Annotated in this window: 20 protein-coding genes and 1 pseudogene; 7 read left to right on the top strand and 14 right to left on the bottom strand. The window is 51.8% G+C overall.

The annotated features are described in order from the left end of the window. Positions 1-27 precede the first annotated feature (27 nt). Complete coding sequence (locus AGA_RS14050) at positions 28-213, bottom strand: hypothetical protein (RefSeq protein ID WP_059023278.1); 186 nt, start codon at positions 211-213, stop codon at positions 28-30. 536 nt (positions 214-749) lie between these two features. Here AGA_RS14050 and trhO point away from each other — a divergent pair. Continuing rightward, positions 750-1,766 (top strand): oxygen-dependent tRNA uridine(34) hydroxylase TrhO, encoded by a 1,017-nt coding sequence (trhO, locus tag AGA_RS04955; RefSeq protein ID WP_083503668.1) that lies wholly within the window; start codon positions 750-752, stop codon positions 1,764-1,766. A gap of 156 nt (positions 1,767-1,922) precedes the next feature. Continuing rightward, the gene (locus AGA_RS04950; RefSeq protein WP_157065306.1) at positions 1,923-2,450 is read left to right on the top strand and encodes a hypothetical protein; all 528 of its coding nucleotides are present in this window, start codon (positions 1,923-1,925) and stop codon (positions 2,448-2,450) included. A 71-nt stretch (positions 2,451-2,521) separates the two neighbouring features. On the opposite strand, the gene AGA_RS04945 is transcribed toward AGA_RS04950, so the two are convergent. The 8 genes and pseudogenes from AGA_RS04945 to pxpB form a co-directional block, all read right to left on the bottom strand. After that, positions 2,522-2,911, bottom strand: coding sequence for a tautomerase family protein (locus tag AGA_RS04945; RefSeq protein ID WP_059023276.1), 390 nt, complete (start codon positions 2,909-2,911; stop codon positions 2,522-2,524). A gap of 136 nt (positions 2,912-3,047) precedes the next feature. After that, positions 3,048-4,493: an aspartate ammonia-lyase gene (locus AGA_RS04940; RefSeq protein ID WP_059023275.1), complete on the bottom strand. Its 1,446-nt coding sequence runs from the start codon at positions 4,491-4,493 to the stop codon at positions 3,048-3,050. Positions 4,494-4,592: 99 nt separating this feature from the next. Then, on the bottom strand, positions 4,593-7,049 hold the full coding sequence (locus AGA_RS04935; RefSeq protein WP_059023274.1) for a TonB-dependent receptor plug domain-containing protein: 2,457 nt from the start codon (positions 7,047-7,049) through the stop codon (positions 4,593-4,595). A gap of 235 nt (positions 7,050-7,284) precedes the next feature. Continuing rightward, positions 7,285-8,527: pseudogene (locus AGA_RS04930) on the bottom strand (MFS transporter). Between the two features lie 121 nt (positions 8,528-8,648). Continuing rightward, a complete protein-coding gene (locus AGA_RS04925; protein WP_059023273.1) occupies positions 8,649-9,545 on the bottom strand; it encodes a DMT family transporter in 897 nt (298 codons plus the stop codon). 138 nt (positions 9,546-9,683) lie between these two features. After that, a complete protein-coding gene (locus tag AGA_RS04920; protein ID WP_059023272.1) occupies positions 9,684-10,439 on the bottom strand; it encodes a LamB/YcsF family protein in 756 nt (251 codons plus the stop codon). Continuing rightward, positions 10,436-11,443, bottom strand: a complete 1,008-nt coding sequence (locus AGA_RS04915) for a 5-oxoprolinase subunit C family protein (RefSeq protein WP_059023271.1) — start codon at positions 11,441-11,443, stop codon at positions 10,436-10,438. The genes AGA_RS04920 and AGA_RS04915 overlap by 4 nt, the downstream gene beginning before the upstream one ends. Then, the gene (pxpB, locus tag AGA_RS04910; RefSeq protein ID WP_059024655.1) at positions 11,440-12,138 is read right to left on the bottom strand and encodes a 5-oxoprolinase subunit PxpB; all 699 of its coding nucleotides are present in this window, start codon (positions 12,136-12,138) and stop codon (positions 11,440-11,442) included. Before pxpB ends, AGA_RS04915 begins: the two co-directional genes overlap by 4 nt. Positions 12,139-12,484: 346 nt before the next feature. Between pxpB and AGA_RS04905 the strand changes: the two genes are divergently transcribed. From AGA_RS04905 to AGA_RS04890, 4 genes are all read left to right on the top strand, one after another. Next, positions 12,485-13,240: an SDR family oxidoreductase gene (locus tag AGA_RS04905; protein ID WP_059023270.1), complete on the top strand. Its 756-nt coding sequence runs from the start codon at positions 12,485-12,487 to the stop codon at positions 13,238-13,240. Between the two features lie 78 nt (positions 13,241-13,318). After that, positions 13,319-13,708 carry an acetyl-CoA carboxylase biotin carboxyl carrier protein gene (locus AGA_RS04900; protein WP_231946021.1) on the top strand — a complete coding sequence of 130 codons (390 nt, stop codon included), beginning with the start codon at positions 13,319-13,321 and terminating at the stop codon, positions 13,706-13,708. Beyond that, positions 13,705-15,072 (top strand): acetyl-CoA carboxylase biotin carboxylase subunit, encoded by a 1,368-nt coding sequence (accC, locus tag AGA_RS04895; protein WP_059023269.1) that lies wholly within the window; start codon positions 13,705-13,707, stop codon positions 15,070-15,072. Before AGA_RS04900 ends, accC begins: the two co-directional genes overlap by 4 nt. Continuing rightward, the gene (locus tag AGA_RS04890; RefSeq protein WP_059023268.1) at positions 15,072-15,521 is read left to right on the top strand and encodes an acetyl-CoA carboxylase biotin carboxyl carrier protein; all 450 of its coding nucleotides are present in this window, start codon (positions 15,072-15,074) and stop codon (positions 15,519-15,521) included. Before accC ends, AGA_RS04890 begins: the two co-directional genes overlap by 1 nt. 81 nt (positions 15,522-15,602) lie before the next feature. On the opposite strand, the gene AGA_RS04885 is transcribed toward AGA_RS04890, so the two are convergent. Next, positions 15,603-16,805, bottom strand: a complete 1,203-nt coding sequence (locus tag AGA_RS04885) for a pyridoxal phosphate-dependent aminotransferase (protein WP_059023267.1) — start codon at positions 16,803-16,805, stop codon at positions 15,603-15,605. Positions 16,806-17,160: 355 nt separating this feature from the next. Here AGA_RS04885 and AGA_RS04880 point away from each other — a divergent pair, with 355 nt between their 5' ends. Beyond that, positions 17,161-18,111, top strand: coding sequence for a LysR substrate-binding domain-containing protein (locus tag AGA_RS04880; RefSeq protein ID WP_059023266.1), 951 nt, complete (start codon positions 17,161-17,163; stop codon positions 18,109-18,111). A gap of 55 nt (positions 18,112-18,166) precedes the next feature. Here the strand turns inward: AGA_RS04880 and AGA_RS04875 are convergent, their stop codons facing one another. The 4 genes from AGA_RS04875 to AGA_RS04860 all read right to left on the bottom strand — a co-directional run bounded on the left by AGA_RS04875 (position 18,167) and on the right by AGA_RS04860 (position 25,757). Then, positions 18,167-19,522, bottom strand: a complete 1,356-nt coding sequence (locus AGA_RS04875; protein ID WP_231946098.1) for an outer membrane beta-barrel protein — start codon at positions 19,520-19,522, stop codon at positions 18,167-18,169. Between the two features lie 182 nt (positions 19,523-19,704). After that, complete coding sequence (gene atzF / locus AGA_RS04870; protein WP_456303785.1) at positions 19,705-21,507, bottom strand: allophanate hydrolase; 1,803 nt, start codon at positions 21,505-21,507, stop codon at positions 19,705-19,707. A 47-nt stretch (positions 21,508-21,554) separates the two neighbouring features. Then, positions 21,555-25,094 (bottom strand): 5-oxoprolinase/urea amidolyase family protein, encoded by a 3,540-nt coding sequence (locus AGA_RS04865; RefSeq protein WP_059023265.1) that lies wholly within the window; start codon positions 25,092-25,094, stop codon positions 21,555-21,557. Between the two features lie 18 nt (positions 25,095-25,112). Continuing rightward, positions 25,113-25,757, bottom strand: a complete 645-nt coding sequence (locus AGA_RS04860; RefSeq protein WP_059023264.1) for an urea amidolyase associated protein UAAP2 — start codon at positions 25,755-25,757, stop codon at positions 25,113-25,115. Position 25,758: the final 1 nt, after the last annotated feature.

The following is a 25,758-nucleotide window of genomic DNA, read 5'->3' as shown; positions in this document are numbered from 1 at the left end:
GCCACAAGCATGATCTGCCTCTCTTGTTTACTGATGGACTAGCAGGAAGCAGGGTGTGTTCTCACATCCATTCCGTGGCGAGGCATCCTGTGCGGCATATGGCATAACAAGGTGATCAACCGGCTTGGCGGCAGGCCGTGAAAGCAAGCCTCCCACCGAACGGGAGAACGTGCCAGAAAATAGAAAAGCATCGTTTTTAAAAGCATTTTTCATAAGCACATCTCCTTTCAGGGGCATACACACCCAAGCATACAAAGTTTACCAAATACCAAAGTCTGCTTTAGCTAATTCCGAAATCGGAACAAACTGGAAAATGCAAACTACGCTACGATCCTGCCTTTCCTTGCAAGCTTGCCTATATCCGTCATGAAAAACGGTTAGTGCTAAATGGATTGAACTACTCTTTACATTTGCAGAATAAGGACAGGGTTCGGACCGTGTCAACATCATTCCGTGTTCGTTATGGAGTGAATTGGACCATATGCCTGTTTTTGGCCCTTCTTTGCTCTGTACTACAAAAAAGATAGGTTTGCCCTCCCATTTCACCCCGCCCTGAAGGGCAAAATCAGCCTGTTAAAAACACTTGTCGGGGGGGGAAGTGGGCAGCTAAAGCAGGAGCCTGCCTGTCAGGCTATTTGCTGCATTCTGGTGGCAACGTGTACTGGCAGGGCCCGGACCGCCTTCATACCAGCAAGGAACATACCGTGACTGCCCGTTCTGCCCCGTCTGCCGCTGAAAACCCCGCCGATATGCCTATCTGCGTGGCAGCCCTTTATCGTTTTACAAACTTTGCAAATCCGGCCGAAATCCGCCCCTCTCTTCTGGCGACCTGCGAGGAACATGGCATTAAGGGCATTCTTCTGCTGGCAAAAGAAGGGATTAACGGCACAATTGCAGGCAGTGACGCAGGCATAAAGGCTGTATTGGACCATATTCGGCAACTGCCTGGCTGTGAGAACATTGAAGTCAAATTCTCCCGTGCGCCATCCATCCCATTCCTGCGCATGAAAGTTCGCCTAAAAAAAGAAATTGTTACAATGGGGGTCGAAGGCACAGACCCTAACCACATTGTGGGCACATATATTGCCCCCAAAGACTGGAACGCCCTACTCCAGCACCCCGATACCATTCTGATCGACACCCGCAATGACTACGAAGTAGCTGTTGGCACGTTTGAAGGGGCCATTGATCCAAAAATTAAAACATTCCGTGAATTTCCTGAATGGTTTCGGCAGAATCGGGACCGTCTGCTGGCGGAAGGGCGCAAACCCCGTGTTGCCATGTTCTGCACCGGCGGCATCCGTTGCGAAAAATCCACGGCATTTGCAAAAGCTGAAGGGCTGGAAGACGTTTACCACCTTGAAGGTGGCATTCTGAAATATCTGGAAACTATCCCGCAGGAAGAAAGCATGTGGCGTGGCGAATGCTTTGTGTTCGACCAACGCGTAACCGTTGGGCATGGCCTGCGACCGGGCAATCTGGAATTGTGCCATGCCTGCCGAGCACCGCTTTCTCCCGAAGACAAGGCCTCCCCCTTGTACGAAGGGGGCGTCAGTTGCCCCCACTGCCATGACAAACAAGACGAACGTCACCGTGCGCGCCATGCCGAGCGTGAGCGGCAGGCCCGACTGGCAGCCGAACGTGGCGAAGCACACCTTGGCATGAACATGGCTGAGGAACGTGCCCGCAAACGCAAGCTGCGGGAAGAAGAAATCAAACGTCAGCAATCCTTGCGCCAGAAAGTTCTCGACCGTCTGCGCGACTGACTTTTTCCCTTACGTTACAGGGGTTAACGCCCTACTCCGCCTTCATCAGAACCGAACGACCCGGCAGGGGGTAGCCAATTGGCTACTCCCTGATTATATATCGGCCGCACGGAGCCAACTCCAGCACATTAACGGCACGCATTGCCGGGGACATGGATGAACATACACTGCGCATGGTGCGAGCGGGACATGCAGGACAACGCCCATGCTCCCTATTGTTGCGCACGTTGTGAAAAAAAAGCCAATAAGGCCCTCGCTGCCATTAACGCACCGCAGTCAGCACACCAACGAGAAACCCGAATTATTCGTGGCACTCTTGTTAGCCTTGTTGCCGTTATTGCCGTTACAGTCAGTCTGCGGATTCTGGCCGGACCGCCTCCACCTCCAGATGATATTCTGATGCCGCATTACGGCACAGCCCCAATTACAGGGCAGAACACGGAACCCTTTAAAGCGGGACAAGCCGCCCGCAGGCAATGGAATCGCTGGCTTGGCGGCCAACATGGGGACCGGCGTAAAGGTGCCATATACTGGCTGAATGCCTTGGAAAACCAACATGACAAGCATTGCGATGGTACGGTGGAATTTGCTCTAGGCTGCTTTGACGCCCACCGCCACACGAGCGGCATAGAACAGCAAATGTCCGTTAATCCTGCATTCCGCTCTGGTTGGGACAATCCATAAATCCGCTCGGATGCCAGAAAAATGAGGCATGGGAAGCCTATGATTCCTTCTGCCCCACTTCACTGACCTATTTACAGTTCGCCCGTTACAAACTGGGCACGCCCCAGACCAAAGCTCCAATGCTCGTCCGAATTCTGCACGATTGAGACCACAAGATCGGATGGAGCCAGACCACAACGCTGCTCCAGGCGCTCCGCCAACAATTTGTAAAACGCTGTAATCTGCTCTTTTGTGCGCGGGCGAGAGGTTATTTGAAGCAGCACAACCTGATTGGTCCGAGGAATACCCAAGCCCGTGTCTTCAATAACCATATGGGCCGGATCATGCTCGGAAACAATCTGATACCGATCACGCGTAGGCACTTTGAACGCCTCAAGCATTGCTTCATGCGTTGTATCTAAAAGTGCACGAATTTCTTCAGGCTTACGCCCTTTGATGACATGAAAATGAAGGAGAGGCATTTTTTATTCCTGCGTTGACTGAATGTGGTCTTAAAACGACTATTCCAACCAAGGGTTTCAAACTTTACCCTGCATGAACAAAAGCATGCCCTGCTCTTTTAGGCCCAATCAACAAACTGGGACCGGGTCGCCCCTGTTATGCCTGTATGCGGCAAGGCGACGCCAGAAATGCGGCCTCTATCCCTTTTTGAATGTCTTCCTCTGTCATGATGCCCGCTTCGGAGAGAACCTGCATGACGGTTTTACCTTGTGCCAAAGCCTGTTTGGCAATCTGTGAGCAGGTTTCGTACCCCAATGTTGGCAAAAACCCGGTTAGTATCCCTGTGCTATTCTGCACGTTCTCTAAACAACGCTCCTGATTGGCTTTGATGCCGACAATACATTTCTGGTCCAATAGCGCTATTGCATTGTTCAAATCATGTATTCCGTTAAACAAAGCATAACAGATAGCAGGTTCAAACGCGTTAAGCTGCAACTGGCCTCCATCTGCACACATGCTCACGGTCGCATCATACCCAACGACCATGTAAGCAACCTGATTAACCATTTCAGGAATAACCGGGTTCACCTTACCCGGCATTATGGAAGACCCCGCCTGGACGGAAGGCAGCCATATCTCACTCAGACCCGCACGCGGTCCACTCGATAGTAATCTGATATCGTTACATATTTTGGAGAGCTTTAGGGCTATATTCTTCAGTAGCCCCGAACAGGAAACGAACGATCCGACATCCGATGTTGCAGCCACCAGATCCTCAGCCTGCACAACCGGAAAACCACATAATTCCGTAAGATTGTCGCACACCATCTGGCCGTAGCGTGGGTCACAGTTGATCCCGGTGCCAATGGCTGTTCCACCCACATTAAGACTGGAAAGTTCTGTGATTTGAGTGTCTATTTTGTCGAGAAAAGGGTCCATTCCCCGTGCATAAGCCGTAAATTCCTGCCCCAACGTCATAGGCACGGCATCCTGCAACTGGGTTCGCCCTATTTTGAGAACAGATTTAAATTCCTCAGACTTCACCAAAAGACTTTGCACCAGAGTCTTTATTCTCTTTTTTAAATCGTGCAGAAGAAAACAAAGAGAAATTTTTATGGAAGATGGATAAATGTCATTGGTTGACTGGGACATATTCACATCATCATTCGGATGAAGATAAATATACTCTCCCTTTTTATGCCCCGCACGCGTGAGCGCAACATTGGCGATCACTTCGTTAACATTCATGTTGGATGACGTACCAGCGCCACCCTGCAAAACATCAACTTTAAAATCATTCTGATACTGAGAAAAATTCTTCAGAATTTCTTCGCAGGCATTTTCAATCCATCCTGCTTTTTGAGAAGACAAGAAACCAAGTTCTGCATTGGCCTTGGCTGCACTCATTTTAATTAGTAAAAATGCACGGATAAATGCCGGGAAACTTCCAATTCCAATCCCTGTAACAGGAAAGTTTTCTGCGGCCCGCTGTGTATGTACACCCCAATTCGCATCTATGGGCAAATAACATGCACCAAGGCTATCTTTTTCAGACCTCAGAAAAGAGTCCTGACTTTGAACATGATGAGTGCCATCTTGCATGATTATTTTCTTTTACAAATATTTATTGAAAAAGATGCAACGCCAAGACAATACAGGATCGCCCCGGCGCTTCTGCATACTTAGGTAAAAAACAGCCTATTAAAAGTCCAAAGATGTTTTGACATAATACATCCCACCGTTGAACCCATAAGGCGAGTAAGACGCATATTTGGAAAGACCCTGCTGTGTATTGGAAATGGAGCTAGGAACACGAGTGGGGTATTTGTTACCCAGATTGTTCGCCCCGACCCCAACACTCCAGTGCGGCATAATCTTGTAGTTAACTTCCATGTTGGTAATAAACCCTGGGTTTTGCGTAAACGGTACGGCACCGGCCCCCGTTGGCGCAGCCATATAGACAATGGACCCGTAGCGCATTTCCTGCACAAAGACAGACCACTTACCCATTTCCCAGTTAACGCTGATCTGCTCGCGATTTTTGGGCGCGGAATGAAGAACCATCATTTTGGTATATTCATTCACGAGATTGTCTTTTGCCGAACGAATTTCGTTATCAGAAAAATTGATACCCATGGCAAACCGGAATTTACCCATATTTTTGGTGTGCAGCGTATAGTCTGCGCTCAGATCCCCACCAAATGTCTGAGTATTATAAAGGTTGGCATAGTAAGAAATAGATGTGGCACTGGAAAGGTTGGCAGAATTCAACAGTGACTGCAAACCGGGATAGTCTGCCACACTGAAGGACTTGGTGCTCCCCATTCTGCCATTAATGGCAATATAGTACAGATTCCCAGTAATATGGAAATCGTCCACAGGTGTTGCATCCAGACCAATGGAATAGCTGCGTGAATATTCACCAGACATTTTGCTGGAGCTAAGGTATTTGGCAATAGCGCTATTGGCGGGCACCTGGTCTACCGTATAACCGGGGTACGGAGCCGAATAGAAGTAAGACAATGCGCCAAGCGTAGGCGGACGATAACCCGTGTTGATATTGGCTCGAATAGCCCAACGCTTGTTAAAGTTATAGCGCGTGCCAACAGAACCGGTCTCAACCGTAGCAATATTATTATAACTCCCTACGCGACCGCCCAGTGTCCATTCCCATTTCTTGGTAACATAGAAGTCCAGATTCACGTTACCTTCGTAAACATCACGGTTCTGATACGTGGCGGACATTGGGACGTTACCGGGGTGGTCGGTTGCACCCAGGCCATACCATGAGGCCATTTCACCCTGAGTCATCTGGAAGGTGTCATGCCGATACTCAGCCCCAAACCGCAGATTGATGGGACGTGGCGCCCAACTGGGACGGAAAGAGCGAGAACCACGCAGACCGGCCGTTAGCTCTGTGGAAATGGAAGCACCGTCATCAAACGAGGTCTGTCCACTATCTGGGAACGAAATGTTTTCCGAATTGGTGGTGCGATAGTTCTGCTTGTCACGCGCATAAGTAATGTAGGCGTCCCATGCAAAACCGAACTTACGCGCCTTGATGCCATTATCGGTCTCAAAGTCATACTGATCCATGGCAATGTAAGGCTGATCGCCGTTAGGATACAGATTCACATTCGTCCACGAACTCGTGGCTGAACGGTAAGTTTCCGCCACGTTGGCCCGGCGATGTGAGAATGTCGAGGTGCTGTAAAAATTGAAATCGTTGACCAGCGGTATGGACATGTTCTCGCTGATTGTTTCCAGCGTGGATTTTGGTGTCCCCAGACCGCGCTGTATGTCTCGGTCCGCCGTCTCATTCCGCCCATCATTAAAGAGGCTTCCGTAAAAATCCCCCCCACGGGTCGTCGGCAGTTGATGCGTGACCTGCGCGGCAAGATCCAGATAACCGCCATTGTGACCAAGGGCCATGCCATAGTCAGCCGAACCATCCAGCGCCTGACCATCGCCCGCGTAATAACCACTGTTCTTGAAGTTAATGCTGCCGCCATGCGTGTTATGCTTGAGCACAATATTAACGGCACCAGCAATGGCGTCCTGCCCGTAAAGAGCCGAGGCCCCTTCGGTCACCACTTCAATATGATCAATGGCAGAAACGGGAATAAGCGAAATATCGCTAGGTTCGCTCCCCCAGTTTGTGCCTGAGTTGGAGTTAAAGTTGGCACCAATATGCCGCCTGTGCCCATTGACCAGAATAAGCGTGTCATCCGGTGACTGCCCACGCAACTGCATGGTCTGCACAAAGGAGCTAGCGCCCCCACCGGGAAGGGCTGCCGTTGTAATGGCTGGGTTAGCCTGCGCAAGAGCAGAGAGAACGTTTGTCTGACCGGTTTTAAGCAGTTCCGCACCGGTTACAATTGTAACCTGAGTTGTGCTGTGCCGCTGTGTAGAGGGGGAAAAAACCGAATTGCTTGAATGACCACCCACATCAATGGATTCTGCCGCAGCCTGCAATGCAGCGTTTTTCTTACGCGTTGCTGTTTTTACTTTGGAGACGGAAACAGTCTTCGCTGTGCTTTTACTCGTACTTGAAGACAAGGATGCCGTATCGGCAGCAAAAATCTGTTTGGCTGGGACTAATGCGCCAAAAGCAACACCCGCAACAAGAGATAGTTGGAATCTGGAAATTTTGGCCATCGCATCACCCTCAAAAGCCGGTCAGGCTAGTAATGTTTCTCTACCGTTATGATACGACTTCGTTATGTTTTGGCGTCATACTGAATATTGATATATCGCCCATACGCAGAATTTATTTTTTTTATGTCTTTGAAAAACAATGATGTAAAAACAGAAAAGTTCAGGCTTTTCGCAAACCTGAACTTTTCTGATGGTAATTATGACAGTTTAAATAAGAACAGAATCGCTCTTCCCGTCACTTCATGGCAATCGGTTGCCGCACCGTCAGGAAGGAAACACATGCCGCCACAACCAGTGATGTCGCACAGGCATACCATGCAGCGTTAAAACTTCCTGTATACGAAACGATATATCCTGTTACAATTGGTGCTGTCAGCACCAATGGCATTACTGCATGTTAAAGTCACCCCTGTAACAGACCCTATTTTACGACCATCCTCCAACATATCTGCCAGCATAGCCGTGTTGGCTCCGTTTGCTGCAATAAGGAAGCAAAGTGAAGAGGATAGAACAACGAGAATAGGCAGTTCACTATGAAAAAAGGGAAGAATGCCAATAATGGAGCTTCCCAGAATGCAAAAAGCAACAATGTACCGTCTGTGGCTCGGTTCAGTATGGCCCCTAAATACAAATGCTTCCAGAACACGCCCGAGTACAATAGCGCCGACGGCGCCCAATACATAACATCCTGCCGTGCCACTGCCAGAATGCAGTACATCTATATGCAATTCATGAATAAGATAGACAGGCACCCATGACATAAGCAAAAAATTGAGAAAGTTTTGCGTGCATTGCACAGTCAGTATCCCACAAAAGGTACGGGAACGAAAAAGCGATAGCACCTGTGGAATAGAAATTGGGCGTGGCGCAGTTTTTTCCGCATGTATTTTGTCACGGTAAATAAGCCACCAGGCAATAGACCAGATAAAACCAATAACACCGAGAAATATAAATTCGTACCGCCAGCCCATTTTTGTAATTAGATAGGCTCCAGCCAGCGTGCCGCCAGCAAGACCTAGCTGCATTCCGGTCAGAAGCACGGTCATGACCGTTCCACGCTCCCGGCTATGCGCCCATCCACGCACAATGGTCGCCCCCACACCAAATGTGGGCGCTTCTCCAACCCCCAGCAGCATACGCGTGGCAATAAACTGCGTAATATTCTGCGCCATACCGCCCAGCATCATCGCACCAGACCAGATGGATACTGCCAGAGTGCCCACCAGTCTGGCCCCCACAATATCCAGCATGATGGTGGACGGCAGATTAAGCAGAAAATACGACCATAAAAAACTGGACGACACCCACCCCATCTGCACCGAAGACAGTGAAAACTCCCTCCCCAGATCTGGCAAGGAAATAGACAGCGCAGCACGATCTCCATAACTGATGACATACATCAGAAAGATCATAAAAAAGAATACGTAGCGCGATGTCTGCCCGCCATTGGCGCGCACATCTACAGCACTGTCTTTCATGACAAAAGACGACAGGGAGGAAGACGGATCACCCTGATTATTTTTGCATCCTGACATTGTACAAACACCTGTGCGCTATCTGACCTGTAGGACAGAAAAGAATGTTTTAACGGTGCGATGGCTAACCATTTTGTATAGGCTGTTCTTTTTTCGGTAATTTTTCATGGCGCAGCATCCAGATGCCCGAACCAATAATAAGAAAACCACCGGCGAACATGGCCACACCGGGTATTTCATTAAACCCGAGCCACCCAATAAGAGCCGCCCATATGAGGCCACTGTAGGTAAATGGGCCGATGGCAGACACCTGAGCCGATGCAAACGCCTCCGTCTGCAAAACCTGGGCAATACCGGCAAAAGCCCCAATAGCGATCAACGCCATCAGCTCGGATGTTGTGGGCAACTGCCACACAAAGGGTAAAGCTGCAGCTGTAGCTGTGGTCATAAGAATGGCCTGCCACATGGCGATTGTTGTGCTTTTTTCTGTCGCGGAAAGCTGGCGTATCTGCATGGTGGTCAACGCCCCCACGCCGCCTTGGGCCAGTGCAACCCCATAAGCCCAGAGCGGAACGTGCATCTGGCTGCCGTGCAGCAGCCCTTTGCCAGCGCCGACCACAACCACACCAACAAAACCAATGGCCACGGCAATCCATCTCTGGGCAGATGGACGTTCGTGCATGAACGGAATGGAAAGTAGGATCAAAAACAGGGGCTGCGTGTAAGACAGAACCTGCTGTTCCGCCAAAGGCAGGTGAGTTACGGCCACAACCGTCATGACCATGCTAATAAGCCCCACGACAGAGCGAATGACATGGCCAGAAAAATGCTGGGTCTTCAGCACAATTCCCTTGCGGGATGCAATAAGCACAACAAAAGGCAAGGAAAACAAGTTTCTGAAAAAAACAATTTCCAGAACAGACAAAGATGAGCCAGTCAGCTTTTGCAGTGCGTTCAGCAAAGCTGTAAACAGCGTTGCCAGAGACAGCAGATAAGCGCCACGAACAAGGTTGTGCTTCATTTTCTGTGTCGCTTTCACTGTGTTCCCAACAATCGTGCCACCCTGCCTTATGACCTTACCGCATATGTTGTTTCGATACCAAAATATTATATCGAAAACCTCTGCGTTGGAGGTATTGAGCTGCCATTACCAATCAGGTCATTCTGGCGGCGTGATCTTTCCACCCATCTCTGTAATCTGCGCAAAGATGTTTTGAGCCAGAACGTCTGACCCCGGCGTATCACTATGCAGAAGGATCGAGCGTGATTCTATTTTCAGCGGTGTTCCATCCTGCGTGACAACACCGCCATGTTTAAGAAAATATGCAATCCGTTCACGTATAAGCTGTGGCTCATGAATAACCGCACCCGGCTGCCCTCGCGGTACAAGATTCCCGTTGGCCTGATAGGCCCTGTCTGCCAGAAAAAGGTGGCGTACCCCCAGACCTGCTTTTTGCGCAGCTTTTTCTATGGGGTGCCCGGGCATGGACAGCATAACCAGTTCAGGATCAATATGCGCAATGACCTGAGCAAGTCGATCTGCCAGTTCCTGATCACTATTGGCCATAGTGCCAAAAGCAGCATGATAACTTACATGCCGAACACGCACGCCGTGCCGTGCGGCAATCCCACGCAGAGCGCCAATCTGGTAGGCCAGCATAGCCTCCATTTCTTCCGCACTAACAACCATAGTCCGGCGACCAAACCCCATAAGGTCTGGCAGACCGGGATGCGCACCGATGGAAACCTGATGTTTTTTGGCGGCACGCACCATACGGTCCATAATCAGGTGGTCACCTGCATGAAAACCACATGCAATATTGGCGGAAGAAATGAGCGCCATCAGGGCATCATCATCTGCAATCTTCCAGCGCCCGAAGCCTTCACCGATATCGGCATTCAAATCAATTTTCATGATTTTTTGCCGGTGTACCCGGCCCCTCTACGGCTAAGAGATTTTTTGTAAAGAGCCATGCTGTTCTGCGCATTGGCAATGTAAGCGCGGATATCCTGCTCCGCTGCCAGCCCCGCAGCATGGTCACATAATTGTAGGCGAACGGAGCTACCAATACGTGCTTGCGCCAGACGCCATAGGTCGGCCTCAATCACGGTTGCAATCCGCGGATACCCACCTGCGGTATTGGCATCTGCCATCTGGACAATCGGCTCCCCTGAAGGAGGAACCTGAATAATACCTGGCACAACACCATACGAACGCAATTCCACAGGCTGCACCAACTGCAAGGTGCCCCCTTTAAGGCGATAACCGACGCGGTCACTCTGCGCAGTAATCTGCCATGACGTGGAACCAAAATCCGCCTGAGACTGCTTTGTAAACAAGGCATAATCTGTTGCCGGAATTGCCCGCAAAATAACGGTTTTTTCCGCAACCCCATCCATGTTTAATGGCAGAGCTTGTGCTGGTGGCGTCAGCCCCACCTCGTCCACACAATATGAGTTACAAAGTGGAATCTGGTCGTTCGCCTGCAACGGCCGCCCCTGCCAACCGCCAAAGCCCCCACGCAGCTGCGTGCTTCGCGATGCCAGCACAACAGGCACATCCAAACCACCAGCCACACAGACATACATCCGCGCGCCTGCCACTGGCCGCTCTATCCGCAGCACATCACCTTTACGGGCATTGAGTGCAAACCAGGGCAAAACTGGCTTCTGGTTCAGCATCATGGGGGCATCGCCACCTGTGACACAAAAACCAGATTCCGCGCCAAATTCCACAACAAACGGGAATGTCTGCACTTCTATGCAGGCGGCATCAGCAACATTACCAAGCAGCATATTACCACATTGCAGTGCAAGTCTGTCCATAACACCCGATGTGCTGACACCGAGATGACGAAAGCCCAGCCGCCCTGCATCCTGCACGCTGTTCAGCACGCCTGTTTCCAGAACCGTAATCACAGCTCGACACTTTCAGCATAAAACCGGATTGTATCGCCCACCGCAAACAACGCAGGCGGTTGCCGCATGGGGTCGAACACTTCCAGATCTGTAAAACCGATGGAATTCCAACCATTAGGGCCAGTCAAAGCCGAAATACCAGCCTGCGGGCCACCGATCGTGACTGTTCCTGCAAGCATTTTTAACGATGGAACCGATTTTCTGGGTGTTGCCAGTCGCGGGTCCAAGCCGTGCAGGTACCCAAACCCCGGCACACTCCCCAACGCGCAGACCGTATAAACTGGCTCCTGATGTAAGGAAATGACATCCTGAGGTGAGAAGCCCGTATGCTCTGCAACACGCGCCAGATCGTGCCCCAACTCCCCTCCGTAACGCACACCAATATCAAACTGGCGGCCCTTGATGTGCTTTTCTGGTAGAGTGTCCCATGCACGGCACAACCATGCCGCCACCTCTGCCGGACATTCGGGAGGCGTCGCAAAGACAAGCATAAGGTTGGTAACACCTGGCATGACTTCGGCCACATCTGCCCGGGCAGCAGCCGCATCCATGAGCGCCCATATCCGGCGCTGACATGCCAGCGTAAAGTCCCCCGGCGCCTCAAACAGCATGGCGCCGGTCCCGATCATGCTGACGACGGGCTGATCGCCATCACCATCTGCCAGCACAGAAGGCTGAACACCACATTCAACCATGATGGCAGACCAGAACCGGGCAGCCAGCACCCCAAAATGGCAGGCCGGATTTATGGGCATGAGGATGGATAGAGGTTGTCACCAGCAGCTTTCCCGCACCTGTCATCTATATCGTCTCCGCAACGATATGACTACAAAGCCAAACTCCGCCAACATTATATGAGTGTAAGGGCATACAATAATCTTATGACCCTACCTCTGAGCTACACACATTGAATATTCTTATGACGCAAGACCAAACTCATCTTGGTCAACCCGCCATTTCGTCTCTAATCTGAAACGACTTAAGGACTGTCGCCCGTCATTATAGAGGGCAAAACTCACGTTTTTCAGGATATTACTCAGCATGACGACACAGACTTACCGCACAGCACTGGTTACCGGCGCATCCTCAGGCATTGGTGCGGCCACCGTACGCAAACTGCGTGAACTTGGACTGGAAGTGCACGCCGTCGCACGGAACAAGGAACGCCTTGACGCACTGGCAGCAGAAACCGGCTGTATTGTGCACGCGGCAAGCGTTGCGGACTGCGCTGCCATGCAGAGCATTTTTGACAACACGGACATTGATATTCTGGTCAACAATGCTGGTCAGTCCCGCACGGGCAATATTGCCAACACCACGGAAGAAGATGTGGATGCGCTGGTCGACATCAACCTGCGCGCTGTGCTCCAGCTCACCCGTCTGGCTCTGCCGGGCATGATTGCACGGGACCGTGGGCATATCATCAATATCAGTTCCATTGCCGGGCATTATGCCTTTGCGGGCGGCAACACGGTTTACCATGCCACAAAAGCAGGCGTGCACTCGCTCTCCCAGCAACTGCGATGTGACCTGTTTGGCAAGAAAATCCGTGTAACCGAAATTTCCCCCGCCCGTGTGGAAACCGAAGTCTTTGGCCGCCTGATTGGTAATATGGAAGAAGCCCAACGCCGCTTTTTTGCTGAATATGATTCCCTGCTGCCAGAGGACCTTGCCAACTCTATTGCATTTGCTGTGAGCTCCCCCCAGCGTATGAATGTCAGCTTTATGGAAGTCCTGCCCACCATGCAGGTCGTTGGCGGTCTGAACTTCGCCAAAAAAACCACCAACACCCCCTGACCGTCATGGACATCCAAGCACTCAAGCCCCTGATTGACCTGTTTTCTCAAGCGCCATTACAGGAACTTGACGTTTCGGATGGTGCACAGACAGTTAAAATCACACGGGCGGCACGGTATGCTCTCGCTCAGAGCGAGACATGCCCCCCTCGGCATCTCCACTCCCCTCACCGGGGGGGAGCAGGTACCAGATGCCTCCCCCCCTAACAACACCCCCACCAACGCACCGGTGCAGGCCCAGGACATTTGCGCGCCTATGTATGGCACGCTGCACCTTGCCCCCTCCCCCGATGCACCACCTTTTGTCTCCATCGGAGATACGCTGGCAGTGGGGCAGCAGGTTGCGCTGATTGAGGCCATGAAGGTTTTTACACCCGTAAAAGCAACTGCAAACGGCCGGTTGGAAGCCATACTGGCAGAAGATGGTCAGGAAGTAGAAGCCGACCAGCCCCTGATGAGGCTTTCATGACAGAACCTAAGCATTTCCAGCGCGTTCTTATTGCCAACCGTGGCGAGATTGCATTGCGCATCCAGCGTGCCTGTCGGCAACTTGGCCTGGAAACGGTTGCCGTTCATTCCGAAGCTGACGCCCAGAGCCGCCATGTGCTTGAAGCAGATATAGCCCTTTGTATTGGCCCGGCCTCTGCTGCACGCAGCTATCTGGATGCGGAAGCCATTATTCTGGCAGCCCGGCTAACAGGAGCCGATGCCATACACCCCGGTTATGGCTTTTTGTCTGAAAATGCAGACTTTGCCGAAGCGGTGGAAGCCGCAGGCATACATTTTATTGGCCCCACCCCAGCCTCCATCCGCCTGATGGGGGACAAAATTACAGCCAAACAGACCATGCAGGCCACTGGTGTGCCATGCGTTGCCGGGTCTGATGGCCCACTCCCGACCGATGAGCAGGAAGTTCTTGCTTTAGCCCGAAAAGTCGGTTTTCCGGTCATTGTCAAAGCATCGGGCGGCGGTGGCGGCCGGGGTATGCGCGTTGTCTGGAAAGAAGAAGACCTGCTCAAAGCCGTTGCGCTAACACGCAAGGAAGCACAACAGGCATTTGGAAACCCCACCCTCTATCTGGAATGCTTCATGCAGAAGCCCAGACACATAGAGATTCAGGTTCTGTGCGATACACACGGTAACGCCCTATGGCTTGGTGCCAGAGACTGTTCCCTGCAAAGACGCCACCAGAAAGTGCTGGAAGAAGCACCTCCACCCGGCATTCCCCCGGAACTGATTGCCGATATTGGCCAACGCTGCGCGCAGGCCTGCAACCATATCGGCTACCGAGGAGCAGGCACCTTCGAATTCCTTTACGAAGATGGCGTTTTTGCCTTTATCGAAATGAACACACGCCTACAGGTTGAACACCCCGTAACGGAGGAAACAACCGGGCTGGATATAGTCTGTGCCCAGATTGAAATTGCTCAGGGCAAACCATTGACCATCAAGCAGGAAGACGTGCAAACCATTGGCCACGCCATTGAATGCCGCATTAATGCAGAAAATCCGTTCTCTTTTTCACCCTCCCCCGGTCCCGTTACCAAGTGGGATTTACCGGGCGGGGCGGGAATAAGACTGGATACCCATATAACGCAGGGCAGCACGGTCCAACCTTACTATGACTCCCTCATTGCCAAGGTTATTGCGCACGGCGCAACACGAACCGAAGCCATAAGACGCCTGAAGGTTGCCCTTGCCGAAATGCAGGTCGAGGGCATTGAAACGAATATTCCGCTTCATCAGGCACTGCTGGAAGACAAAGGCGTTTTGGACGGTGGTGTAGACATTCATCATCTGGAACACTGGCTGGAAAAAAGGTCTCATCCCTGATGGAAAAGCCCGTCACGTTCCCTCACTTTGATACTCTGCCAAGCCCGCAGGAGATTGTGCAGATTACGCATTGGCTGCAACAGGCTGGCCTGCATGAACTGGAACTTAAAAACAGTCAGGGGCTGCATCTGCGCCTTGTGGCTGGAGGAGGCTCCCAGCCCGTCAGCCCGCCCCCCAATGTGCAGACGACAGAACCGGCAGAGCCAGCAACAACACCTGTGACGACGCCTTATTTCGGGCATCTGCTTTTGCAGGACCCTGCGACCAAAAAAGCATTTGCTCCAGTAGGTCATACGGTACGGGAAGGAGAAAGTGTGGCGCTTCTTGGCCTCGGCAGCATCACTGTTGCCGTGCACGCTCCGTGCGCTGGTGTTGTTAGCAATATTACCGCACAGGAAGGGGAACTGGTTGGGTATGGACGGACCATAATGTCCATTAAGCCAGCATAACTCTTAGCTGTTCACATCCAACCCCAATACGGCACCCTGCCTGTTAAAGGCAGGGTGTTTGCGTTTTGAAGGCGTGTATAATTACTTAAGCCCTGCCACAAAAGCAGCAATACGGCTGCAACCCTCCTCCAGCGTTGCGGTGTCTGTTGCGTAGGAAAGACGGAAAAACGGGCTCATGCCATAAGCAGTCCCCTGCACGGTTGCCACTTGCTGCTCTTCCAGAAGACCCATAACAAAATCCGTATCTGTTGCGATCTGCCTGCCACCAGCGGAAACCTTGTTCATGCAGGCACTGATATCGGCATAAACATAAAAGGCCCCCTGCGGCTTATGGCAGCGAATACCGGGAATAGCGTTCAGCAGGCCAACAACCAGATTCCGCCGCGCCTGATATTCCAACGCCCGCTCACGCAGAAAATCCTGCGGCCCTTCCAACGCAGCCACAGCGGCAGCCTGCGCCAGAGTATTGATCCCACTTGTGGACTGCCCCTGCATGTTGTTCATGGCCGCAATCAGCTCTTTGGGACCACCGCAGAAGCCGACCCGCCAACCGGTCATGGCATATGCCTTGGACACGCCATTAACCGTTAATGTGCGCGACTTAAGGGCCGGCTCAACCTGCGCAATCGTGCAGAATTCAAAATTATCATACACGAGATGCTCATAAATATCGTCAGTCAGGATCCAGACATGCTTATGCTTAAGCAGGACCTTTGCGATAGCCTGCATATCCTCCTTGGGACAGCAGGCACCCGTTGGGTTGTTGGGGAAATTCAATACAACCCATTTCGTCTGCGGTGTGATGGCGGCATCCAGGTCCGCTGCCATAAGGCGGAAACCATTCTGCTCAAGGCAAGGCACCTGCACAATACTGGCTCCAGCAAGGCGAGCCTGATCGGCATAGCTGATCCAGTAAGGGGTCGGCAGAACAACATTATCACCGGGGTTACAGGTTGCCATAATGGCATCAAAAATGATCTGCTTACCGCCGTTAGCCACAAGAATTTCGTCCAACGCATAATCCAGACCATTATCCCGCAGGAACTTGGCTTGCACTGCACGCTTAAGGGCGGGCTTACCGGCCTGAGGCGGGTATTTGGTGTCTCCCGCGCGGCCAGCCGCTATTGCCGCATCCAACGCATGGTCTGGTGTCGGAAAATCCGGTTCTCCTGAAGACAGGCTGACAATTTTCTTCCCCTCGGCCTTTAGGGCAGAGGCTTTATCTGTCATTGCTGCAGAGGCAGAAATGGCAATTCCATTCAGTCGATCAGCAAAACCCGGCATGGCTAGATACTCCCGCAAGGCTCCCCACCCATGCGGGAAGACAGCCCTGAAAATATGTGATTCCGCTTAAATTTACGCTCATGTCAGATAAATCCGATAGCAGGGAAAAGCATCTAACCCCATAGAAGAATTCTATGGAAAGATTTGAAAAATAAATTTTCTTACTCACGAGAACAATTATTTGTATTTATATAAATAATTTTAATAAATTATGTTATTCAAACAACCACAACAAAAACCTTAAATACCAACAAAGAATACAATTGCGTAATAATTTTTATTTCGATCTTTTATTGACACATTAGCCGCCGATCATTACCCTTGCTACTTGTTACGTCGCATGGAGTGCAGCGCATTGGACATTAGACGTTTACAGGCATTTGTAAAAATTATTGATGTTGGCAGCATTTCCCGTGCAGCAGACATTCTGAATATTGCGCAGCCAGCACTCAGCCAGCAACTTGCATCGCTTGAGACAGCATTTAAACAAAAATTGCTTATTCGGAGCAAAATGGGGGTTACCCCTACCGCCGCCGGGCTGGAACTATACCGCCATGCCCAAACGCTAAGCAAGCAGCTTGACCGCGCCATGGTAGAAGTCAGCAATGGCACGGGGCCGCTGGTCGGCAAAGTTTCGGTTGGTCTCTCCCCCTATTGCTCCGGGTCCTCTTTAGCATTGGGGCTCTTGCAGGAGGTCCGGCAAAAGCTGCCCGGAATCACCCTCCACCTTTCCGAAAGTTTTGATGATATTTACAGTGAAATGGTCATGACCGGCAGGGTCGATATGGCCATTATTCATGGTGCTGGACCAATCAAAGGCGTCAGTTTTATGCCTTTAATGAAAGAAAATTTCTTTCTGGTCGCGCATAAGGACTTTGCCTTTGGGCCGGACACAACCACCCCCATCAAATTATCCGATCTGGCAAACATTCCCTTACTGGCACCACCAGACTACAATTTTGTACGTAAGAGAATTAACGTCGCCTTCGCCCGTAAGCAGATTGTCCCCAACATTGTTGCCGAGGTTGAAGCCCTACTGACATTGCGGGATGCCGTGGCGGCTGGGGTTGGTTGCACAATTCTGCCGTGGGCAGTCGCCAGCAAAATTGTTGTTCCGGGGCAATCACTCATTTACCCGCTCAGTAGCCCGACCATTCAGGAAGATGTTTCGCTCTGTATTCCCGAAAGTATTCCCGAAACAGAAGCCGGTGTTGCGGTGCGTGAACTACTGGTTCTTCTGGCAAAGCATATGGTTACATCACAAAACTGGCCGGGAACGTATATGATGGACACCACACCCGACTAATACAAAACGGCTGCCCAAAACCACAAGGACAGCCGTTTAAACAGGTTATGCTACCTTAGAAAGCCCAGATGGCATCACAGTTGAACCAAAGCATATTGTTGGTGCCGTTGGTTACAACATACTCTCCTGCTGCTGGCGCACGGTTAAACGGATGCGTGCCATTGAGAGATTTATCAAGCCGGATTTCCGGCCGGAATGAGAACGAGCCAAAGCTGACATGCCGGTTAATGAAGTCCGGGCGATACGTGGCACCCACCGTGAGTTCACCATAGGTCGTCGGCTCTGCAATATAATATGGATATGGCTGGTTGGTTATTGCTTTGGTAAACGATGTAAAGCTTGAGTATTCTGTTATTACTGCGCCTGTATTGTCACGGAATATTTCTCCACGCGCATTGAATGTCAACGACGGATTAATATCGTAAGCAAAGTATGTTGAAACGCCATACACGTCGTCCCGCGTCAGGTCATCGTGCAGATATGTACCATCAACCGTAACACTCATGGCTTTGTTCAGATGATATGTTGCCAGAAAGTCTGCATTATATTGCATTTTCTGGTTGGCAATTTTTCCCATACCTGCGCTGGTCCAATAACCGTCTGGAGAGGTTAGTGCTCGCCCATTATTGCCCTGCGGTCCAAAATGCCCCAGAATGTGCATGTTGAGTTTGCCATCCAGCAAATTATTCCACGCAAATCCGAATGTTCCCTTTGGTCGGCTATTATTTCCATATTTCCCAAATGTGGTTGAGTTGCCAGCATCTATGCCAACAATCCAGTCCATCTTATCGGTAACATGCATAGTTGCCGTAATCCCCACCACTTCAAAGGGGACAATGTAATCAGACGCATAATTAAAGGTATAAAACGGACGGGCAAGGGCCGGAGTGCCCTCCGATCCAAGAAGGCCGTATTGCTGACCAATCTGTAAATCAATACCATTTTTAAAAATCCATGGCAGCTTGAAGTCAACATGCGCCTGAGTTGGTATCCATTGATAAAGACTGTTCAGAGCGCCTGAGGCCATACCGGCCGTGGGGTCAAAGCGGGCATCGGACCCATAAAGACTTTCGAATACAAAACCGATGCCATAACCATGCCCCACGTCCTCAACGGGATGCGACAGAGACCCCAAAATCTGGTTCATTGTTACGGTGTTGGAACGATCAGCATAAAATTGTCCGAAATTGCGCCCTGACTTGGTCCATGGGTTACCGGTCACACTGGCCTCAACCGAGAGATGCCCAACAAGATTATCCCAATAGGAATGGGGCTGACCCGGTTTGCGATGGAAGATGTTGCCGGTATCGGCTTCCTCCTGCGTGGAAACAGCCGTTAGGGGACGCTCCTCGTCCCCAACTGGCTGGTCGGGGATCTGCGCAAAACCTGTATCAGGAAGAACAGAAAACATTCCACCAAATACAAGAGCCATTTTGAGAGAATGATACTTTTTGACTGAAACATGCATGATTGTAACTCTCTTTTTCCATCGCATTGCAAAAAATGAGAATATTGATGAGAGGTTTTTCCTCTCCACATCAGAAAGCCTGAACAGTCCAAGAAAAACCTAACCTGGCACGTAATGGCTCCGTGCTAGAGCGTTGCATAGCGCCATCCACCACTAGCGGTAATGTCCTTACCGCTCCGCGCGATGGCTTCGCTGCACAAAAAGCCGCTCACTTCACACCCATCGGCCAACGTAATTTTTCCGATGGCCATAGGTTGAGGCAGTGCTGAAACAAAGCGGCCAAACCCTGCGGCATCCAGCTCGTAAACTTCCACTTCAAGGCCGGGGCCCACAAAACCTTTTTCCCGCACAAGGCCCGGTTTGGGGGGAACTGCGTCTGGCAGGGCAAAAAGACGGTAGTCCGGTGCTGTGCGCGTCGTCGCCCTTAGAACTGCGTGTTCTTTCTCCAACTGCCAGTGCAAAGGAAAACCCTTCAGGTGAGCGCCAACAACGGCCAAAAGCACATTGCCCGGAGCGGCCTCGGTGCTGGCTGTACATGTGCTGGATGTCACAGCAACATTATTCATGCCGCTGGTATTCCCCGACACGGCATGAAAACGACCGGCGAGTAGAGCCAGATCATCATCCGTAAAAGAAGGGCCTATAAGCGTAACACCAAATGGCAAACCGTCCGGCGTAAAGCCTGCGGGCACAGCACAAGCAGCCATATCAAGCAGATTAACGAAGTTGGTATACGTCCCAAGCATGGAGTTTACAGCAATGGGTTGTGCGGCTACTTCCTGCTTTGTCACTATACGCGGTGCGGTTGGCAGCACCATGACATCAAACGCATTCCACATTCTATCCACTTCCTGCTTGAGCAGGTTCTGGTGGTAAATACCTTTGAAGACGTCCGTTGCAGAGTATTTGTTGGCGCCATCAAAAATTTGGCCCACCGTGGGGTCCATATCCCCACGGTGTTCGTGGTAAAAATCCTCAAGCGCCGTCAAACGCTCCACAACAAATGGACCGCTATAGAGCAACTCCGCGGTTTCCTTCAGGGGAGCAAAATCCAGTTCCACGGCCGTGCCGCCCAACTCTTCCAGTTGCTGAATCGCACGCTCATACAACACGGCACTTGCCGGGCAACCATCAAAAAAACGGTCTTCCTTATGCAGGATACCAAAACGGAAAGTTCCATATGGTAATTTGCGCGGATCCATAGCACGCGAGTAAGGAACCCGAATATCAGGCGCTCTGGCGACCTGCTCCACCTGCAATGCGTCCGCCGTTGAAGACGCAAAGATGGAAATACAGTCCAGAGATTCACACGCAGGTACAAGCCCATGCGTGCTCAGCACTCCCCGCGTCGGTTTAAGCCCCACAATATTATTGAATGCCGCTGGTACGCGCCCCGAACCAGCCGTATCTGTACCCAGTGCAAAAGAGACCAGACCGGCGGCAACCGCTACGGCTGACCCTGAACTTGAGCCGCCAGATACATATTCGCTCCCAAAAACGGAATGAGGTTGACCATAGGGCGAGCGCATCCCCACCAACCCGGTTGCAAACTGGTCCAGATTTGTCTTGCCGATAACAATAGCGCCTGCAGCCTCCAGACAACGCACGACCTCCGCACTTTCCCGAGCTGTATAAGCAAAGGCCGGGCAGGCTGCGGTTGTCGGCAGACCGACCACATCAATATTGTCTTTAACCGCAAATGGAACACCATAAAACGGCAGATCACTAGCTGACAGGCTTTCCAGTTCGGCAGCCCTGGCCAGCAGACGATCAGCAGGAACAAGGGTGATCCATACAGCGGGGTCAACGCGGTTGTAGGCCTCAACCCGCGCCAGAACCTCCTTGACAATATCAGTCGGCGTCAATGTTCCCTTGCGGCAGGACGCAACAAGGGGATCAATCTGCAACATATCTGGAAAAATCATCATTATGCGTCCTTAGTTACAGGCACATGCAGCAAAGGCGTTTGTAAGGCTCATACCGTGCAAACCACCATAATGCGTTCCCCTCCGCGCACTTCGCGGCCTTTCCGACAGAGAATGTCCTTCACCACACCTGTCGCTGGGGACGTAATCTTCATTTCTGTCTTCATGGATTCAATAATCGCTACGGCGTCTCCCGCCTTAACGTGGTCGCCTACTGCAACTTTAAGCTGCCACACACTACCGGGCACCGGACTGTCCACCCCCATATAGCCTTCTGGAAGAATGGATTCATCTGCCTGCGTTGTGTTGGCTTCCTCCTCGAAAGTATCGAGACCTTTTGCAATCCAGTCCTGACGTTCTGCCTCAAATGCGGCCTGTTGGCGGGCGCTCGCCTGCGCAATTTCCTCTTTATTGGCCTCAAGAAAAGCGCGGTATTCCGATAGGCTAAACTGCGTTTCCTCAATTTTGACCGAAAAACGCCCGTAGGGGAAAGCCGCCCTAGCCTCCATCAACTCATCATGTGAAACAGGATAGAAACGGATCTGGTCGAAAAAGCGCAGCAGCCACGGGGTACCTTCATGAAATACATCCGTTGTACGCCATGTATTCCAAACCTGTGTTGTGCGTCCAAAAAGCTGGTATCCCCCCGGACCTTCCATGCCATAAATGCACATATAGCTGCCGCCAATGCCCACCACGTTATCTGGGGTCCATGTGCGGGCCGGGTTATACTTGGTTGTGACCAGCCTATGCCGCGGATCAATAGGTGTGGCGACGGGGGCGCCGAGGTACACATCCCCCAACCCCATAACGAGGTAAGAAGCGTTGAAAATGATATCCTTCACCGCCTCAACGGATGGCAGACCATTGATGCGCCGAATAAATTCAATGTTGGAAGGGCACCAAGGTGCATTCGGGCGGACCAGCTCCTGATACCGCTGCATGGCCAGTTGTGCCTGCTCATCATTCCACGAAACGGGCAGGTAAACTATGCGGCTCGGCACAACAATATCATCATCGCCTGAAGGCAGAGCCTGCTCAATTCCATGCAGGAGTTCCAGCAATGCCGGTAGCGGCAGCACATCCGGGTTGTAATGGACCTGTAGCGAACGAATACCGGGAGTCAGGTCCAGAATACCACCCACAGCAGCCGTTTTGAGCTGTTCCAGCACAAGCTGTACACGTAGCCGCAACGCAATATCCAGCTCCGGTGGGCCAAATTCAAGCAGTAGGTAACGGTCCCCTGCCCGACGGTAAACAACTGGAATATCCCCTTCCGAGCGGAACAGAATGGGGCTGTCCCCAGTTATGGGTTCTGGCAGAAATACAACATTCAGGGGTTCTGGCTGCACACGCTGGAAGCGCACTTTGTCGCCCGGGTGGAGTTGCCCCATTTTCCAAAGTTCGTCGTGGGTCAGCACTGCCGGGCAGACAAAACCGCCAAGACTTGGCCCATCTGGCCCTAATAGAATGGGCATATCGCCCGTAAAGTCTATTGCACCAATGGCGTAAGCATTATCATGAATGTTGGAAGGGTGCAGACCAGCCTCCCCGCCATCTGTTCTTGCCCAGCGGGGCTTTGGACCAATCAGCCTTACACCCGTGCGAGCACTGTTGAAGTGCACTTCATAATCACTGGAGAACAGGTCCGCGATATCGTCGTCCTGAAAGAAGTCCGGCGCACCATGTGGGCCATACATGACCCCTAGCGTCCATATACGCGTCAGCTCGGGGCGCTCCTCGGGTGCAATCTGCCTCGGAGCCGCAGCCTCGGCCGCAGGGCTGACCATACGGAGCACATCACCTGTGCGCAATTGCCCCGTGGCATGGCCACCAAACTGGCCAAGCATGAATGTTGCACTGGACCCAAGATACAGCGGAGCATCAATACCCCCGCAGATTGCCAGATACGTACGGTGCCCTGCCCCTTTGATCTGGCCAAGTGCCAGCACCTGCCCTGCGTTAACCGCTATGGGTTCCCAGTAAGGTACGTCCTTCCCATCCAGCGTTGCGGGCATAAACGCACCGGCCAGACCGATGGTCGCAGACGCATTAAAACGCAGCACCGGGCCAGATGCCGTAAATTCCAATGCGGGCGCACCTTCTGCATTTCCCACAATTTTGTTAGCCAGACGGAAACTCCGGTCATCCATCGGACCACTGGGGGGCACGCCAACATCCCAATACCCAACCCGACCGGGCCAATCCTGCACAGTGGACTGAAGACCGGGGGCAATAACCTCGATAGTTGCCGGTGTGTAGGCAAATCCATTGAGAAGACCGGTAAAAACGTCTCCATCCCGCACAGCTTTATTAGCTGTGACAGCACGGAGATAATCCAGATTGCTTTCCAGACCGCTGATACGGGTTACCGTCAATGCTGCATGGAGGTTGGCAAATGCTTCATCCCTTGTTGCACCACGGGCAATAACTTTTGCCAGCATCGGATCGTAATACGGGGTGACCTCGGTCCCGGTTTCAATCCAGCCATCTACGCGCACACCTTGGGCAAATTCAACTTCAGTCAGCCGCCCAGTAGAGGGACGAAAGTTTTCTGCCGCATTCTCCGCATAAATACGCGCTTCAACCGCAGCCCCTCTGGGGACAAGGCTATCCTGTGGGGGAAGAACCAGACTGCCATCAGCCTGCCGGGCCATCCATTCGACCAGATCAATTCCGAAGATTTCTTCCGTTACGCAATGCTCGACCTGAAGCCTTGTATTGACCTCAAGAAAATAGAATGCGCCGCTTTCCGTATCGTAAATAAACTCCACAGTCCCGGCAGATTCGTAGGCAACTGCGGCGCACAGGGCACGGGCAGCCTCCCGCAGGCCTGCCCGCGTTGCGTCAGACAGCCCCGGAGCGGGTGTTTCCTCAATGACCTTCTGGTTACGGCGCTGGAGGGAGCAGTCCCGCTCCCCCAATGTCAGCACGTTCCCGCGCCCATCACCAAAGACCTGCACTTCAACATGGCGGGCACAGGAAATGAATTTTTCCAGAAACACACGGGCATCGCCAAAGTTGTTGCCCCCCATGCGTGAGACTGCGGCAAAGCAGTCACGCAGTTCGGCATCATCGTGGCAGATCTGCATACCAATGCCACCGCCACCTGCCGTGCTTTTCAGCATGACCGGATACCCAATCCGGGCGGCAGCCTCCAGCGCTTCCTCCACGCTGTTCAAAATATCCGTACCGGGCAGCAATGGCACATTGTTCTGCTGGGCCAGTGCTCGCGCAGTATGCTTAAGACCAAATGCCCGCATATGCTCCGGACGTGGCCCCATAAAGCGTATGCCGTGTTCTGCAAGTTTTTCGGCAAACTCGGCCCGCTCACTTAAAAAACCATAACCGGGGTGAACAGCCTGCGCCCCTGTGCTGACACAGGCCTGCAGGATGGCATCCATGTTCAGGTAACTATCGCTCACGGCGGCCGGGCCAACCAGAATAGCTTCATCCGCCTCCAGAACCGGTGGCGTAAACCGATCTGCTTCAGAGCACACAGCAACGGAGGCAATACCCATCCGTTTGAGTGTCCGGCTTACACGACGAACGATTTCGCCACGATTGGCAATAAGAACCTTTGTGAACATGACAGGCTGTCCGTACTATCAGATCGAAGCGGGATCGCCGATAACGACGCGAATGGGGGTCGGCACAAAACCGTTGCAGGGGTTATTGACCTGCGGGCAATTGGAAATAACGACCAGAGTATCCATCTCTGCCCGCAGGTCCACATAACCACCGGGGTCAGACAACCCATCATCAATAACCAGTTCCCCATTCTGCAAGATGGGAACATTCATGAAAAAGTTAACATTATTCACAATGTCACGCTTTCCCATTCCGTATTTTCCAACTTCCAGAAGGAAGTTTTCACGGCAAGCGTGCATGTATTTTGTCTCGTGGCCAAAACGCACAGTATTGGACTCACAACTACAGGCACCTGCCAGTGTGTCATGCCGCCCACAGGTGTCGTCCACCACTGTCATCAGTACATTGCCCTGGTTGGAATACAGGCAGGTCCCTTTTCCAATATAGGCAGAACCCTGATTAACCAGAGTATCCTGTGCACTGTAACGTTCATGGTACGCATGTGCGTTGTAAAACAAGGCATCCACTGCCTGCTGGCTTTCCAGATCAATAATACGGAGCACCTGCCCTTTACGCACCACCCCGGACCATGGTGTGCGTGCAGCGACAACCTGATCGAGCGTTATTTTTGAAAAGACCTTGCTGACATCATGTTCTGACATA

This window comes from Acetobacter ghanensis (assembly GCF_001499675.1).
Taxonomy (GTDB): Bacteria; Pseudomonadota; Alphaproteobacteria; order Acetobacterales; family Acetobacteraceae; genus Acetobacter; species Acetobacter ghanensis.
This window is presented reverse-complemented; position numbering and strand designations above follow the sequence as displayed.

Bases quoted from the DNA above. Each gene is read 5' to 3' on its own strand.
- AGA_RS04890 (WP_059023268.1), top strand. From the start codon at position 15,072: ATGGAAAAGCCCGTCACGTTCCCTCACTTTGATACTCTGCCAAGCCCG.
- AGA_RS04940 (WP_059023275.1), bottom strand. From the start codon at position 4,493: ATGCAAGATGGCACTCATCATGTTCAAAGTCAGGACTCTTTTCTGAGG.
- AGA_RS04935 (WP_059023274.1), bottom strand. From the start codon at position 7,049: ATGGCCAAAATTTCCAGATTCCAACTATCTCTTGTTGCGGGTGTTGCT.
- trhO (WP_083503668.1), top strand. From the start codon at position 750: ATGCCTATCTGCGTGGCAGCCCTTTATCGTTTTACAAACTTTGCAAAT.
- AGA_RS14050 (WP_059023278.1), bottom strand. From the start codon at position 213: ATGAAAAATGCTTTTAAAAACGATGCTTTTCTATTTTCTGGCACGTTC.
- pxpB (WP_059024655.1), bottom strand. From the start codon at position 12,138: ATGGTTGAATGTGGTGTTCAGCCTTCTGTGCTGGCAGATGGTGATGGC.
- AGA_RS04950 (WP_157065306.1), top strand. From the start codon at position 1,923: ATGAACATACACTGCGCATGGTGCGAGCGGGACATGCAGGACAACGCC.
- AGA_RS04885 (WP_059023267.1), bottom strand. From the start codon at position 16,805: ATGCCGGGTTTTGCTGATCGACTGAATGGAATTGCCATTTCTGCCTCT.
- AGA_RS04945 (WP_059023276.1), bottom strand. From the start codon at position 2,911: ATGCCTCTCCTTCATTTTCATGTCATCAAAGGGCGTAAGCCTGAAGAA.
- AGA_RS04920 (WP_059023272.1), bottom strand. From the start codon at position 10,439: ATGAAAATTGATTTGAATGCCGATATCGGTGAAGGCTTCGGGCGCTGG.
- accC (WP_059023269.1), top strand. From the start codon at position 13,705: ATGACAGAACCTAAGCATTTCCAGCGCGTTCTTATTGCCAACCGTGGC.
- AGA_RS04925 (WP_059023273.1), bottom strand. From the start codon at position 9,545: ATGAAGCACAACCTTGTTCGTGGCGCTTATCTGCTGTCTCTGGCAACG.
- AGA_RS04860 (WP_059023264.1), bottom strand. From the start codon at position 25,757: ATGTCAGAACATGATGTCAGCAAGGTCTTTTCAAAAATAACGCTCGAT.
- AGA_RS04865 (WP_059023265.1), bottom strand. From the start codon at position 25,094: ATGTTCACAAAGGTTCTTATTGCCAATCGTGGCGAAATCGTTCGTCGT.
- AGA_RS04875 (WP_231946098.1), bottom strand. From the start codon at position 19,522: ATGTTTTCTGTTCTTCCTGATACAGGTTTTGCGCAGATCCCCGACCAG.
- AGA_RS04905 (WP_059023270.1), top strand. From the start codon at position 12,485: ATGACGACACAGACTTACCGCACAGCACTGGTTACCGGCGCATCCTCA.
- atzF (WP_456303785.1), bottom strand. From the start codon at position 21,507: ATGATGATTTTTCCAGATATGTTGCAGATTGATCCCCTTGTTGCGTCC.
- AGA_RS04900 (WP_231946021.1), top strand. From the start codon at position 13,319: ATGGTGCACAGACAGTTAAAATCACACGGGCGGCACGGTATGCTCTCG.